This window comes from Autumnicola lenta, from assembly GCF_031846515.1.
Lineage (GTDB): Bacteria > Bacteroidota > Bacteroidia > Flavobacteriales > Flavobacteriaceae > Autumnicola > Autumnicola lenta.
On sequence record NZ_JAVRHO010000005.1, the window covers coordinates 24384 to 38944 of the forward strand.

13 protein-coding genes are annotated in these 14561 nt (G+C 37.6%); 4 read left to right on the plus strand and 9 right to left on the minus strand.

Going from position 1 to position 14561, the window contains the following annotated elements:
- Positions 1–3: 3 nt before the first annotated feature.
- The 7 genes from RM545_RS04410 to RM545_RS04440 all read right to left on the minus strand — a co-directional run bounded on the left by RM545_RS04410 (position 4) and on the right by RM545_RS04440 (position 7411).
- A complete protein-coding gene (locus RM545_RS04410) occupies positions 4–1401 on the minus strand; it encodes a nucleotide sugar dehydrogenase (RefSeq protein ID WP_311494109.1) in 1398 nt (465 codons plus the stop codon).
- A 151-nt stretch (positions 1402–1552) separates the two neighbouring features.
- Positions 1553–1900, minus strand: a complete 348-nt coding sequence (locus tag RM545_RS04415) for a four helix bundle protein (RefSeq protein ID WP_311494110.1) — start codon at positions 1898–1900, stop codon at positions 1553–1555.
- A 103-nt stretch (positions 1901–2003) separates the two neighbouring features.
- Positions 2004–3287: a nucleotide sugar dehydrogenase gene (locus RM545_RS04420; protein WP_311494111.1), complete on the minus strand. Its 1284-nt coding sequence runs from the start codon at positions 3285–3287 to the stop codon at positions 2004–2006.
- Positions 3288–3319: 32 nt separating this feature from the next.
- Complete coding sequence (locus tag RM545_RS04425) at positions 3320–4315, minus strand: SDR family oxidoreductase (protein WP_311494112.1); 996 nt, start codon at positions 4313–4315, stop codon at positions 3320–3322.
- A gap of 112 nt (positions 4316–4427) precedes the next feature.
- The gene (gene rfbA, locus RM545_RS04430; RefSeq protein WP_311494113.1) at positions 4428–5309 is read right to left on the minus strand and encodes a glucose-1-phosphate thymidylyltransferase RfbA; all 882 of its coding nucleotides are present in this window, start codon (positions 5307–5309) and stop codon (positions 4428–4430) included.
- Between the two features lie 14 nt (positions 5310–5323).
- Entirely contained in the window at positions 5324–6385 is a 1062-nt protein-coding gene (rfbB, locus tag RM545_RS04435) for a dTDP-glucose 4,6-dehydratase (RefSeq protein WP_311494114.1), read from the minus strand.
- A gap of 15 nt (positions 6386–6400) precedes the next feature.
- Entirely contained in the window at positions 6401–7411 is a 1011-nt protein-coding gene (locus tag RM545_RS04440; RefSeq protein WP_311494115.1) for a LacI family DNA-binding transcriptional regulator, read from the minus strand.
- Positions 7412–7625: 214 nt separating this feature from the next.
- Between RM545_RS04440 and RM545_RS04445 the strand changes: the two genes are divergently transcribed.
- From RM545_RS04445 to RM545_RS04460, 4 genes are all read left to right on the plus strand, one after another.
- The gene (locus RM545_RS04445) at positions 7626–7763 is read left to right on the plus strand and encodes a hypothetical protein (protein WP_311494116.1); all 138 of its coding nucleotides are present in this window, start codon (positions 7626–7628) and stop codon (positions 7761–7763) included.
- Between the two features lie 126 nt (positions 7764–7889).
- Positions 7890–8210 (plus strand): phosphoribosylpyrophosphate synthetase, encoded by a 321-nt coding sequence (locus RM545_RS04450; protein ID WP_311494117.1) that lies wholly within the window; start codon positions 7890–7892, stop codon positions 8208–8210.
- Positions 8211–8307: 97 nt separating this feature from the next.
- Positions 8308–8799, plus strand: coding sequence for a Dps family protein (locus RM545_RS04455; RefSeq protein WP_311494118.1), 492 nt, complete (start codon positions 8308–8310; stop codon positions 8797–8799).
- Between the two features lie 22 nt (positions 8800–8821).
- Positions 8822–9727 carry a mechanosensitive ion channel family protein gene (locus RM545_RS04460; RefSeq protein ID WP_311494119.1) on the plus strand — a complete coding sequence of 302 codons (906 nt, stop codon included), beginning with the start codon at positions 8822–8824 and terminating at the stop codon, positions 9725–9727.
- A gap of 99 nt (positions 9728–9826) precedes the next feature.
- Here the strand turns inward: RM545_RS04460 and RM545_RS04465 are convergent, their stop codons facing one another.
- Both RM545_RS04465 and RM545_RS04470 read right to left on the minus strand, forming a co-directional pair.
- Entirely contained in the window at positions 9827–10351 is a 525-nt protein-coding gene (locus tag RM545_RS04465; protein WP_311494120.1) for a hypothetical protein, read from the minus strand.
- 480 nt (positions 10352–10831) lie between these two features.
- The gene (locus RM545_RS04470; protein WP_311494121.1) at positions 10832–14554 is read right to left on the minus strand and encodes a metallophosphoesterase; all 3723 of its coding nucleotides are present in this window, start codon (positions 14552–14554) and stop codon (positions 10832–10834) included.
- Positions 14555–14561: the final 7 nt, after the last annotated feature.

Below are 14561 nucleotides of genomic sequence, written 5' to 3' on the forward strand. Positions count from 1 at the left end.
TTATTAATTTCCAATCGCATAAAACTCAAAACCTAAATTTTCTTTTTCTTTGCGATTTAATAATCTTCTACCATCAAACAAAAATGCCGGTTTAAGCATATTTTCATAAATAAAATGCCAATTCAGCTCTCTAAATTCGTCCCATTCGGTCAAAACCGCAATAGCATGTGCATCTTTACAAGCTTCTTCAGCGCTTTGCACCACTTTCACCCTCTCTCGAATTTCCTTATTATTATTGTTGCCTAAATACTCCAAGTCTGCATAAACCTGTTCTGGTTTCACCTTAGGATCGTACACTACAACCTCAGCCTGTTCACTGAGTAAATAATCCGTGACATAAATAGCAGCTGACTCCCTTGTATCGTTAGTATCTTTTTTAAACGCCCAGCCTAAAATCGCAATTTTCTTACCGGAAACGGTGTTATAAAGAGTTTTTACGATGTTAGCTGCAAACCTTCTTTTTTGATGGTCATTCATTATAATAACCTGTTCCCAGTAATCGGCCACCTCATCTAACCCGAAAGTTTTGGCTATGTATACAAGATTTAGAATATCTTTTTGAAAACAGGAGCCTCCAAATCCAACAGAAGCTTTTAAAAATTTTGGTCCTACCCTGCTATCCATTCCTACTGCCTTTGCCACTTCATTCACGTCCGCTCCTGTTTTTTCACAAAGTTCAGACATGGCATTTATACTGGAAACACGTTGTGCCAGAAAAGCATTAGCAGTTAACTTAGAAAGTTCTGAAGACCATACATTGGTGGTAAGAATATTTTCTTTAGGCACCCATGTAGCATAAATATTCACCAGGGCATCCATAGCTTCCTTTCCTTCGGGAGTATCTATATCACCACCAATTAGCACCCTGTCCGGATTTTGTAAATCCTCTACAGCAGTTCCTTCCGCAAGGAATTCCGGATTAGAAAGGATCTGGTATTTTACACCATTTCCAGTATTATCAAGAATATCCTTTAATGCAGCAGCGGTACGCACCGGTAGTGTGGATTTTTCAACAATGATCTTGTCGTTTTTAGCTACTTCAGCAATTTGCCGGGCACATAGCTCGATCCACTTTAAATCGGCCGCCATACCCTTACCTATTCCGTAGGTTTTTGTAGGTGTATTTACAGAGATAAAGATCATATCAGCTTTGTCGATAGCAGCATTAACATCCGTTGAAAAAAAGAGATTTCTACCTCTTGCTTCTTTAACAATTTCAGACAAACCTGGTTCATAAATTGGAATACTCTCCACATTGGGATCATTCCAGGCAGCTATTCTCTTTTCATTAATATCAACTACCGTGACATTCACTTTTGGACATTTCTGTGCTATTACAGCCATCGTTGGCCCTCCTACGTAACCTGCACCTATACAGCAGATGTTTTTTATTTGAGTCATTTGTACTTTATATCTTTTTATCAGGTAATTGTTCGGGTGAAACAGTTATTCTGCTTTTAATTTGTAAAGAAGTGATCTGGTGATCTTGTTACGGAGAAAGGAGATTTATCTTTACTCCCTAACAGGATCACTTCATCACTACTTCACTTCGTTACTCCTTCAAACTCTGTATTAATTTCAGAATCATTCTTCTGATATAAATTATTTTTTCTTCTACTTCAGAATTTTTCATAATAAAATCCAGCCTTTCTGCTATTTCCAGTTGAGTTTCCACTTCAGCCAATGAACCTAAAGCGATATAAAGAAACCTGCTAAAATCTTTCTTGCTGCCCCTTGCAGCACCTTCAGCTATATTAGAAGGAATAGAGACTGCTGCTCTTCTAATCTGACTGGTTAATCCAAACTTTTCAGCATCCGGAAAGTCTCGAGAAAATTGATAAATATAAACAACCAGATCAATACTTGTTTTGTAAACGGTTAAATCTTTGTGTGACTTCATAACTTAACAACCTCAATATTCTTTCACTTTTCAAACTTTCACATCGTAGCAACTTTACTCCGTCACCTTCTTTACAACGTCACTCCTTCACAAGGTCACTTCTTCACAACTTCTTATCACACCTATCCCCAAGGACTCCCTTTACATCATATACCACTGATCTTTTCTCCTTTAAGAAATCCAGATTTAGGTCAAGAAACTCCGTATGGGCTACAGCTAATACAATTGCTTTATATTTTTTTGAAGGCAATTTATTTAATGTTTCCAGATCATATTCATGCTTCACTTCCTCTGGATCTGCTAGAGGGTCGTAAATTGTAATCTCCACTCCAAACTCTTTCAGGTTCTTTATGACGTCAATTACTTTTGTATTTCTTACATCCGGACAATTTTCTTTAAAAGTCACCCCAAGCACCAAAACTTTGGCGCCTTTTACTTTCTGATCATTCTGAAGCATAAGTTTTACAACTTCTCCTGCAACATATTGTCCCATAGAATCATTCATTCTTCTACCAGCTAATATAATTTCAGGATGATATCCAATCTCTTGCGCCTTTTGAGCTAGATAATAAGGATCTACACCAATACAATGTCCTCCCACGAGTCCAGGCTTAAAAGGTAAAAAATTCCATTTTGTACCTGCCGCTTCTAAAACGTCCTGTGTATCAATCCCCATCATGTTAAATATTTTTGCCAGCTCATTAACAAATGCAATATTTATATCGCGCTGAGAATTTTCTATAACTTTTGCCGCTTCAGCAACTTTAATTGTAGGTGCTAAATGAGTACCTGCCGTTATAACTGATGCATATAACTCATTTACCTTTTTTCCGACTTCGGGAGTAGATCCCGCCGTCACCTTAAGAATTTTATCAACTGTATGCTCCTTGTCTCCTGGATTAATTCTTTCCGGGGAATAACCTACAAAAAAATCTTTATTATAATTTAGTCCACTATTTTTCTCCAAAACAGGTACGCATTCATCTTCTGTAACACCCGGATATACAGTAGATTCATAAATTACTATATCCTCTTTCTTCAATACCTTCCCTACTGTTTCACTACTTTTATAAAGTGCTGTAAGATCCGGCCTGTTATTTTTATCAACAGGAGTAGGAACAGTGATGATATAATGATTGCAGTTTTCGATATCACTTAAATCTGCAGTACAATATAGTCCATTTTCCTGAGAAGGCTCCAGTTTCAAAACCGATTGAAGCACAGCATTCTCTACCTCCAGAGTTATATCGAATCCATTCATAAGCTCTTTAACTCTCTTACTATTGATATCAAAACCAACAACTGAATATTTTTCGGCAAAAAGTCTGGCTAAGGGAAGACCAACGTAACCCAAACCAATAACGGCAATTTTTATATGGTTATTCATTTGTTAAAAATACTTTTTAAAAAGAAGACTTGTCATAAATTTTCCCAGTACCAATTTACAGCTTCTTTTAAGCCCGATTTAATATCATATTGTGGGACATAGCCAAGGAGATTTTTAGCTTTTTCTACCGAAGCTAAGGAATGAGGAATATCACCAGGACGGTTTGGCCCATGTTTCACCTCTACATTCCTAATTTCAGGATCATATTGAGAAAGAAATTCTTTTAAGTACTGAGCAAGCTCTACCAGATTTGTACGATCACCAACAGCTGTATTATAGACTTCATTAACAGCTTTACTATCTTCTACTGTTAATGCAAGTAAATTCATCTGGATAACATTATCAATATAGGTAAAGTCTCTGGAATAGGTCCCATCTCCATTAATTACAGGGCTTTTATGTTCCATAAACTGCATTACAAATTTCGGAATAACAGCTGCATAGGCTCCGTTAGGGTCCTGTTTTCTTCCAAAAACATTAAAGTAACGCAAGCCTATTGTATCCAGCCCATAGGCATCCTGAAAAATATCCGCATAAAGTTCATTAACGTATTTTGTAATAGCGTATGGAGAAAGAGGTTTTCCAATTTTATCTTCAACTTTGGGCAAACCTTTGGAATCTCCATACGTGGAAGAACTCGCAGCATAGACAAACCTTTTGACTCCAGCATCTCTTGCCGCAACTAACATATTAAGAAATCCAGTTACATTTATGTCATTTGTTGTTAATGGATCATTTAAAGATCTTGGAACAGAACCCAAAGCTGCTTCATGTAAAATATAATCTATTCCTGCACATACTTTTTGACAAGTAGACAAATCCCGGATATCTCCTTCAATTAAAGTAAAATTGGGATTATCTATAAAGGCATCCAGATTATACTTATGTCCGGTAGAGAAATTGTCGAGGCAGGTGACATGAGCGTTGAGGCTAAGAAGTTTTTCACATAGATTAGAACCTATAAAACCGGCTCCTCCGGTAACTAAAATGCTTGCGGAATCTAATTGTTGCAATTGATCTTCCTCCATGTAGTAGTGGTCCTTTTGATTTTTAAGCAGCAAATATAGGACTTCCTTCTTAAGCTATGGCCTTAAGTATCCTAAAGAAATGTAAATATTGAAAAAAACAGCTATGATTTCTCTAGTTATCCCTCTTAATAAGAGACTTTAAATAACTCCCATATTCACTTTTATCTAAGTCCGAAGCCAGTTTCCTTAGCTGCTCTTCATCTATATATCCTTTTCGAAAAGCAATTTCTTCAAGACAGGCAATCTTCAAACCCTGTCGCTTTTCTATCGTCTGGATAAAATTTGAAGCCTCCAAAAGGGAGTCGTGAGTACCTGTATCTAACCAGGCAAAACCCCTGCCCATCATCTCTACTTTTAACTGACTCTTTTCCAGATAATCCTGGTTAACAGCTGTGATTTCCAACTCTCCACGCGCACTCGGCTTACAATTTTTTGCAACTTCAACAACAGAGTTAGGGTAAAAATATAATCCGGTTACCGCGAAATTACTCTTCGGCTTTAAAGGTTTTTCTTCGATGCTTCTTGCTCTGCCATCCTTGTCAAAATCGACTACACCATAACGTTTTGGATCCTTCACATAATAGCCAAAAACAGTTGCCATATTAAGTTCGGTACAGTTTTGACGTGCACTGGCAAGTAACCTGCTAAAGCCCTGTCCATAGAAAATATTATCTCCTAAAACCAGGCAAACGTCATCTTTCCCTATGAATTCCTCCCCTATAATAAAAGCCTCAGCCAGTCCGTTTGGGTGCGTCTGTGGTTTATAGGAAAAATTTAATCCAATGTGAGCGCCGTGCCCAAGAAGTTTTTCGAAATTAGGCAAATCCTGCGGAGTGGAAATTATTAAAATATCCTTTATTCCTGCTAACATAAGGACGGATATCGGATAATAAATCATTGGCTTATCATATATCGCTAATAATTGTTTGGATGTTCCTTTTGTTATAGGATAGAGTCTGCTTCCTGTTCCACCGGCCAATACAATTCCTTTCATTCGTATAGATTTTATCAGACGTATTGTTTTTTATAATAGCTAAGGTATTCTCCTGAAACTACATGCTTAAGCCACTCTTCATTTTGAAGATACCAATCCACAGTTTTTCCAAGTCCTTCGTTCAATGTAACCGACGGCTTCCAGTTCAACTCAGTGTTAATTTTTGAGGCATCTATGGCGTATCTTTTATCATGGCCCGGACGGTTTTTCACAAAACTTATCAATTTTTCTGATTCATCTTTTGAACGGTTAAGTTTTTTATCCATAATACCACAAAGCAACCTCACTAAATCAATATTTTGCCATTCGTTAAATCCACCAATATTGTATGTTTCCATACCCTTTCCTTCATGAAAAATTAGATCAATTGCTGCCGCATGATCCTTTACATACAGCCAGTCACGCGTATACTTTCCATCGCCATAAACTGGTAGTGGTTTTTCATTAATTAAATTGTTAATAAACAACGGAATTAGTTTTTCAGGAAATTGATTGGGTCCATAATTATTCGAGCAGTTACTAATAACATATGGCAAATCATAGGTTTCACCATAAGCTCTTACAAAGTGATCAGATCCCGCTTTAGATGCGGAATAAGGCGAATTTGGATCATATGGACTTTTTTCTGTAAAAAGCCCTTTATCTCCCAGACTACCATAAACCTCATCGGTACTAATATGATAAAAAAGTTTACCTTCTGGCTCCCCTCTCCAGATGTCCTTCGCAGCATTTAGAAGATTCACCGTTCCCAGGATGTTGGTCTTTACAAATGCAACAGGATCAGATATTGACCGGTCAACATGTGATTCTGCTGCCAAATGAATAACACGCTGAAAACGATATTTTTTAAAAAGACTGTTGATCACTTCAGCATCGTTAATATCTGCCTTTAAAAATTTATAATTTTCTTCATTTTCTATATCCTTTAAATTCTCCAGGTTCCCTGCATAAGTAAGGGAGTCAAGGTTATATATATTATAATCAGGATATTTTTCAACAAATAGACGAACTACATGAGATCCAATAAAACCTGCACCTCCTGTTATTAATAAATTTAAATTCCCTGAAGTGGACACTTGGACAGTACTTTTTTAATTAAAACGAGTTGATTCTAAATGAATCAGCTCAGTATTGATGATTTTGTGAGTGTTCTTTTCAGGCATAAGCTTGCCATTCATGCGCTTAATAAGCATCTCCATAGCATTTTTTCCAATTTCTTCAGGAAATTGTTCAATGTAACTAATGGACGGAGTAAGGTGTTGCGCTACATCCTTATTTAAAAATCCTATCATTTTAAGATCTTTAGGAATTTCAACCTTATTTTCATAAGCCATCCTATATACAAGCATTGCACTAACAAAATCTGTACAAAGCATAGCTTCTACTTTTTTATTTACCAGAAGATCTTTAATACCATCTACAAGCACCTGATGCCTTGAAGATGCAGTAACTAACTGTTCCATACCTTCAGAAAGTGCTTTTTGGTATCCTTTTATTCTCAACTTACCCACACCCAGATGATGAATCGCTGAAGCCAGACCAATCCTTTTTATCCCCTTAGAAATTAGTAAGCGTGTAGCATCTTCAAAACTTTTCTCATCATCAATACCTATTTTATCCACAGGAATATCGATGTTGGTACGGTCGTATAGGACAACCGGAATTTCATATTCCAGTATATTAAAAATATGGTCATAATTTCTTGCCCGGTGAGTAGCTTCCGAAATTGCGATTAACACCCCATCCACAAAACCGGACGTAAGCATATCAGCAATCTGCTTTTCCCGTTCAAAAGATTCGTTGGAAATATATGTAATTACCTGCAACCCTTCTTTCTGTGCTTTTGCTTCTATACCTAATAGTACCTGTGCAAAATAAGTATTTGAGATATTCGGAATAACGACTCCAATCGTACCACTTTTACTACTCTTTAAATTTACAGCTACAGGATTTGGCCGATATTTATGCAGAGCAGCCAATTCTTTCACCCTCTCCACAGTCTTAGGGCTAATTTCGGAACTGTCATTAAGCGCTTTAGATACTGTTGAAATGGAAACGTTTAAAAGTTTCGCCAGTTCTTTAAGGGTGATTTTATTTTTCATAAATTAAAGAGACCAAAAATAATTCAACAAATTTAAGATATTTGGTTATATTTTTCAGGATTTGGCAGAGGTAAATAAAATCGAGCGTTATAAATGCAAATTATCGACCTTTCCTTTTCTGAACCATTTTAAAAACATCCTCAAAATTCTGAAGAAAAAATGCACGACTTACTAATTTAGAAACCACAAACATCTACAGAAAAAATAATATTTCATGAGATTTTTCAATTCTTACTGGTTTTATATTATTGCAGCCATTATCACCATTGTAGGACTTGCTACCGGATGGTATTTTTTTATTTTTCTGGTTATTCCATTCGGCTTCTTTCGCTCCGGAAAAAAAGATGAGTAAATCTAAACTATTTATTAAAAATTTACTAGATACCACACCCGTTAAACTTATCCTAAAGCCTCTGAACAATTTGCAAATATGGGGCTTGAGCAGTACTTTGAAATTACAATCAATCAAACAAAAAAAATGAAAGATTACGGAACATTATCCCAGGCACTAAATAAGTTGAAGCTGGAAGAAGGATATGAATTTGATTTTAACCTCATGGATGAAAAAATACAAATTAAATCCCTTAAGGAATCATACGGAGTAGAGGATTTTGATGTAGACAAGGTTTTAAGATTTGAAGGTATGAGCAATCCCGATGATAATGCTATTCTTTATGCTATTACAGCTAAAAATGGCAAAAAAGGGGTTCTTGTTGATGGCTATGGAATTTCAGGGGGCCAGATGTCCAAGGAAATGCTAAAGAAATTAGATCTTAAGGAAAATCGCCCTCTAAACTAGCTTAGTTAAACTTCTATTAATTCAGAAACTAAGGTTGCACAAGGATGACCATTATCATATTTTTGTATGTAATTTTAAAATTCAATCAATAAAAACTATGAGCTACTTAGGTTTAGATAATACGAAAACAGAGAAAACTGTAAAAGAATTAAATACACTTTTAGCCGATTATCATTTATATTACCAAAAACTTAGAAATTTTCACTGGAATGTTATTGGTAAAAACTTTTTTGATCTTCATGAAAAATTTGAAGAGCTTTACGACGAGGCGAAATTAAAGGTAGACGAGATTGCAGAACGAATTCTCACGCTCCGTCATCAGCCAACTAGTAATTTAAGCGACTATCTTAAAATGTCAAGCATCAAAGAATCAGGTAGTCAATTATCAGATTCTGAAATGATTGAAAAACTTCTTGAGGATCATCGTGTTCTGCTCAACCAAATGCGAAAGGTAATAAAAGTTGCCGAAGCAGGCGGAGATGAAGGAACTATAGATCTTATTGGAGCCTATATTAGAGAACTCGAAAAGACCAGTTGGATGCTGGATGCCTGGAAAATGAAAACCAGCGACAATCATAAACAAATTTAATTTTAAAAATATATAATACTAAATGTTGGAAAACTTTAGTTTCAGAAATTCCATAGATAAAATTGGAACAAAATTGGGCGAATGGCTGGATAGTATAATCCTGAATTTGCCCAATTTTATTATGGCCGTACTGGTCTTTATTGTCTTTATTTTTATCGCCAAGTACGTTGGCAATCTGATCAATAAACTCCTCAGAGGAAAAGTAAAACAAGCTTCTATAAGAGAAATGTCCGTAAAAGTACTGAAGGTTATCATTGTACTTATCGGTTTTTTCATAGCTCTGGGTCTTCTTAATTTAGACACTGTATTAACTTCTGTACTTGCGGGTGCCGGTGTAGTAGGTTTAGCTATAGGTCTGGCCCTCCAGGGAACCCTAACCAACACATTTTCCGGACTAATACTAAGTTTTCTTCCGGAGCTACAAATAGGTGACTGGATTGAAACAAATGGCTTTGCCGGTGCAGTGACAGAGATTAATCTTCGAAATATTGTTATTAAGCAATCAGATAATAACTATGTCGTAATTCCCAATGGAAAAATAATCGAGGAACCTTTTAAGAACTACACAAGGACCATGCGTTCCAGGGTGATGCTCAATTGCGGCGTTGGTTACAGTTCCGATCTTGAATTCGTTCAAAAGCTTACCACAGAAACTATAGCGAAAGCTTTCCCGCCGCGTACTAATGAAGAAGTTGAATTTATGTATGAAGAATTTGGTGACAGTTCTATAAATTTTGTGGTGCGATTCTGGACAGATGTTTCCAAAAACAGGGATATTCTATTAGCAAAGAATATAGCAATTATTGAAATTAAAAAAGCTTTTGATAAAAATGGAATTAATATCCCATTCCCTATCAGGACGATCGATTTCACTAATAATCTTTCCATTGAAAAAAATAGTAATTTAGAAAAAGGAAGTAAAGACTAGACCTTTTAAAACTTGCCAATAATAGCCATTTTTAGCACGTCTCCTTTTTCTGAAGACAAAGCATTTTTTATAAACAATCTGCGGAAGGACAAAAGTCTATTAATGAATAAGTAGTAAAACTGAAGGTCGAAAGTTGTCATTTTCAGGCACTGTCTTGAAAAAGAGAAGAGAAACAAGATTTCGTCCCTCTAACCTTTTACTTCGCACCTCAATAAAGGTTGATAATTGCAGTTTCAGAGTCCCCTCTTTTTCTGAGGTTACAGCATCTTCTCTGCGAAAATCAGCGGGCTCTGCGGGAAAACGAATTTTTTCAATTCGTGGTAAAACTGAAGGTCGAAAATTGCCATTTTCAGGCACTGCCTTAAAAAAGAGAAGAGAAACAAGATTTCGTCCCTCGTACTTCTTACTTCGCACCTCAACAAAGGCCGATAATTGCCATTTTCGGTGTGTGTTTTTTCCTGAAGCCACAGCATCTTCTCTGCGAAAATCAGCGCGATCTGCGGGAAAACGAATTTTTTCTATTCGTGGTAAAACTGAAGGTCGAAAGTTGTCATTTTCACACACTGCCCAAAAACGAGCACAAAGAGAAACTCCGTCCCTCGAACCTTTTACTTCGCACCTCAACAAAAGCCGATAATTGCAGTTTTAGAGTCCCCTCTTTTTCTGAAGTCACAGCATCTTCTATGTGAAAATCAGCGGGCTCTGCGGGAAAACGAATTTTTTCAATTCGTGGTAAAACTGAAGGTCGAAAATTGCCATTTTCAGGCACTGCCTTGAAAAAGAGAAGAGAAACAAGATTTCGTCCCTCGTACTTCTTACTTCGCAACTCAACAAAGGCCGATAATTGTCATTTTCAATGTATGATTTTTCCTGAAGCCACAGCATCTTTTCTGCGAAAATCGGCGCGATCTGCGGGAAAATGATTTTTTTTCTATTCGTGGTAAAACTGAAGGTCGAAAATTGTCATTTTCAGGCACTGCCTTGAAAAAGAGAAGAGAAACAAGATTTCGTCCCTTGTACTTCTTACTTCGTACCTCAACAAAGGCCGATAATTGCCATTTTTAAGAGGCATCTATTCACTCCGGAGAAGGTAATTTTTCAGAGTTAAAACCTAAACCCAAATGCAAAGGAGAACCTTGCCCCTTCTCCGCCTGAAAACAAGCTAAAAGTTCCGTTTATAGCTTCGGCACTATTAATCCATATTCCTCCTCCATAACTGTCGTGCCAGAGAGAACTCTCTTCAAAATCGGTCCATACCCGCCCCACGTCATACCCGCCAAAAACGCCTATCTGAAAAGGAAGGAAATTGGTTTTTAGCGTATCAAAGCTATACCGGAGATCTGCTCCCGTAGCAAAAGCACTTTTACCTATAAAGCGCTCCTGCCGGTACCCTCTTAGCCCAGTGTCACCACCAAGCTCTGCTGCCTGATAAAATTCATAGCCATCGCCCATATTAAGATGCGCCTGAACTTTAGTTTTTAAAACAAATTTTCTGCTTCTGGATACGGCGTTATAGAAACTCCAATAGGGCTTGAAGTACCCAAAATGCTGATCTGTATCTGCTGTGTTTAGTTTTCCCCCAAGGTTAAGCTCAAAGTGCATTCCTCTTGTTGGATTTAATCTGTTGTCATAACTTTCATATCTGTAAATGGCATCAAGTCCTGCAAAAAATTTCCGGTCAAAAAAGTTTGTTTCCTCATTTGGATTAAAACCTTCAGAAATAAAACGTCCTTCTGTGTCTTCCACTTTTACAGCTTCAAAATTAGCTTTATATTCAAAATAGCTTCCGAAGGGAGTTGCATTAACAAAACCAGCCTCGGTACCTATCCTGCTAATTCTTGTCCTGTTATAGTCCATTCCAAATTCATCATCGAAATTTCGGGTTTCGTTACCATAACCAAAAAAGTTTTTTGCGTAGTTAGGACTTGAAAAATGGGCACCTACCTGTAGGTTGTAATTTCCGAGAATATGCGCAAATTCTCCCTGATAGTTAAGATCAAAACCTCCTGTTGCGAAATAAAATCCTCCACCCAGGGTATGTTTTGAAGTAAAGGGATTTCTCTTGAAGCCATATTTGGCAAAACCGGCCTTTATACCAATCTTAAAACCTTCATCAGGATTATACCCGATTCCCGGAGTAATATTTCCGGATGTATAATTTTTCTTGTCTTTGTCATAGGTATTCGTTTCGTACCTGTCAGAAAACCTGAATTTTGCGTCTGCTCCTTCTTTTATAGTATTAGGTTTTGATTTATGGTCATAAATCTTCAGCTTTTCCTTATTCCTTATGGTATACACATCGTTGTTCTGTCCGCCGATAATCCGTAAAAAAATATAATTATCACCCTCGCCCTCTACGGTAATCTGGTCATCATCATCCAGAGCATAGATCCAGATATCTTTAGTATCCTTTTTATTATAAATTTTATCGCTGATAATTTCTGCCCGTTCGCCTTCTTTATTCCTGGAAATGGTAACGCGGGTGCGGCCCTCCGGCATGCGAACCACATCCACGAAATCATCTTTGTCTGTACCGGTGACAATGGCAAGTTTGGAAAAGTGCTCGTAGTACCGCTCTGCTATTGCTACTATGTTATCACGACGTGCCTTTACATTTTCTACAAGTTGCTCTGTAGTCTCGCCAAGCGTTTCCGGAGGTAACTTTGAAAAAGCCCCTTCAATTACCTCATCTGTTACGTTTTCCTGAATATATTGTGCTTCTTCCAGCCATGCTTCTCTTCCAACATTTTGAAGCAGTGATCTGTCCAGCCCGGCAGCGGCAATATTAAACCATTGTACATCTGTAATATCTGCTCCGTAAACTGCAAATTGATTGGCAAATCCAGAAAAAGCCCGCAGTGTCCCAAAAAATGCGCCATCAAAATTAGAAAAAACCTGATCCCGGTCCCGAGGGATAGGCCGGAAAATCCTGTTTCCCTCTTCTGTCTCTATTTCTGCCCATCTCCATTGATCCTGATGCCGGTCCCAATCTCCTATAAGCATATCAAAAACGCGTGCTCTTACATATGCCGACTCGTCCAACATGTACCTTTCATCTTGTCTTAAACGCTCAAACATTCCTGATGTACTTACGATATCATGATCTGGGCTTCCAAAACTTTTATAATCAAGCCAGTTTTCTTCAGGACGTTCTACAAGCATATAAACGTCATCCCCGTGATTTTCATTGTACTTTCCCAATTCCTCCTGCCTGGGTAAATAATACACTTCCGGGTTGGTATGATAGACATTTGCAGCCTGAGAAAGATCTGGAATTGCCAGGAAAGCATAAGGATGTGCCGAGGTATAAAAATCCTCTACAAAGCGTTCTGCAACAGTATTCTCCAATTGATCTTCTATTGGTTTACTTTTATAAGCCACGGTCTGAAGAAACTGAACTGCTTCTTTCCTTATTCTACGGAAATTGTATTCCCTCCCCAGGCTGTCTTTTACCCGAAGGGAAACCGTCTGGTGTCCTCCTCCTTCTCTCACTACCTCCAGGCCTCCACGGAGTGTATCAAGATCTGCCACTTTAAATTCTATTTTCTTGCCATACAGTTCCCTGTAACGTTCTCCCCAAAGTGTCTTAAATGCTACCCCTTTGTCGGTTTCCTCTTCTGAATAAATGGAAGCTGTTATTTTCTCCGGAAAATCATCAGGTAATTCTGAAGTATCATATCCTACTGGAGCAGAAAAAACTTCCCGCTGATATAACAATTTTGGTTTATTATTTTCATTCCCGTAAAAACTCACCCAGGAAGAACCATCGGTAAAAACATCATAAACAGTAAATCCCTCCCCTTCATAAGCGAAGAGACCATCGTTGCTCAGCCTTACATAAGAAGACTTGGAACCTGATCCTGAAACTATCTGATTCACATTTTCGTCTACAATATATTGTAAGGAATGCTCATGTCCGGAAATAAAAATTAAACGTTCGCCCTGTTGAGCAAGCGTAGTTAACCGCTGCACCAACGATTTATAACGTTCATTTTGAGCATCCTGAATAGAAACTCCTCCTGTCGTCCTGACAAGGCTCACCAGAGAACCCAAAACAGGTACAGGAATCTTTTTTTGTGAAGGATATAAGTGCTGGTCAAAATCATACTGACCGCCATGCGTTCCATTGGTAAGCAATGGGTGATGTATGGCAATAATTAAAGTTTTATCCTGATTCTTTTTAATCTCAGATTCCACCTCCAGAAACATTGCTTCCCGGGTTTTAATACCATCACAATTATCATTTATCGTGGGATGCCTGTCCCAATCTTCAAGATACCATTGGGAATCAATAACAACCATCTGGATATTCTCAGTGATCTCAAGAACCTCCAGTCCGCAGCCGGTATCGGGAATCCAGGTAACTTTTTTTTCAGAATTTTCTTTCAGGTATTCCTTCTGTCTTTCAAGACCTGCAATACCATTGCTGTACCAGTCGTGATTTCCTGGCATAAATAAAACATTTCCGTCGAAATTCCCAAGGGCATCAAGCTGGACATCTAACCGGTATTCAGCTTCTTCACGCTTAGGACTATCTTTAACAGGCATTCCTACAGGATAAATGTTATCACCAAGAAAAACAGCATATTGGTCGGGATGCTGAATAGAATCCAGAAAGTTTTTAAAAGCAATGATACCTAAAGAACTTCCGCCAATAGGAGAATAACCACCGTCTCCCAAAATATAAAAAGATTTCTCTATTTCCCTGGCTACCGGGTAACCAAAATTCTCCTGAAGTTCACCCTCACGATATTTAGCGATTGTAGAAGAACATGCCTGGAGAATGATAATGGCCAAAATGGCAATGATCACGTATTTAAATTTCATAAACGTT

Bases quoted from the DNA above. Each gene is read 5' to 3' on its own strand.
- RM545_RS04410 (WP_311494109.1), bottom strand. From the start codon at position 1,401: ATGACTCAAATAAAAAACATCTGCTGTATAGGTGCAGGTTACGTAGGA.
- RM545_RS04415 (WP_311494110.1), bottom strand. From the start codon at position 1,900: ATGAAGTCACACAAAGATTTAACCGTTTACAAAACAAGTATTGATCTG.
- RM545_RS04420 (WP_311494111.1), bottom strand. From the start codon at position 3,287: ATGAATAACCATATAAAAATTGCCGTTATTGGTTTGGGTTACGTTGGT.
- RM545_RS04425 (WP_311494112.1), bottom strand. From the start codon at position 4,315: ATGGAGGAAGATCAATTGCAACAATTAGATTCCGCAAGCATTTTAGTT.
- rfbA (WP_311494113.1), bottom strand. From the start codon at position 5,309: ATGAAAGGAATTGTATTGGCCGGTGGAACAGGAAGCAGACTCTATCCT.
- RM545_RS04440 (WP_311494115.1), bottom strand. From the start codon at position 7,411: ATGAAAAATAAAATCACCCTTAAAGAACTGGCGAAACTTTTAAACGTT.
- RM545_RS04445 (WP_311494116.1), top strand. From the start codon at position 7,626: ATGAGATTTTTCAATTCTTACTGGTTTTATATTATTGCAGCCATTATC.
- RM545_RS04450 (WP_311494117.1), top strand. From the start codon at position 7,890: ATGAAAGATTACGGAACATTATCCCAGGCACTAAATAAGTTGAAGCTG.
- RM545_RS04455 (WP_311494118.1), top strand. From the start codon at position 8,308: ATGAGCTACTTAGGTTTAGATAATACGAAAACAGAGAAAACTGTAAAA.
- RM545_RS04460 (WP_311494119.1), top strand. From the start codon at position 8,822: ATGTTGGAAAACTTTAGTTTCAGAAATTCCATAGATAAAATTGGAACA.
- RM545_RS04470 (WP_311494121.1), bottom strand. From the start codon at position 14,554: ATGAAATTTAAATACGTGATCATTGCCATTTTGGCCATTATCATTCTC.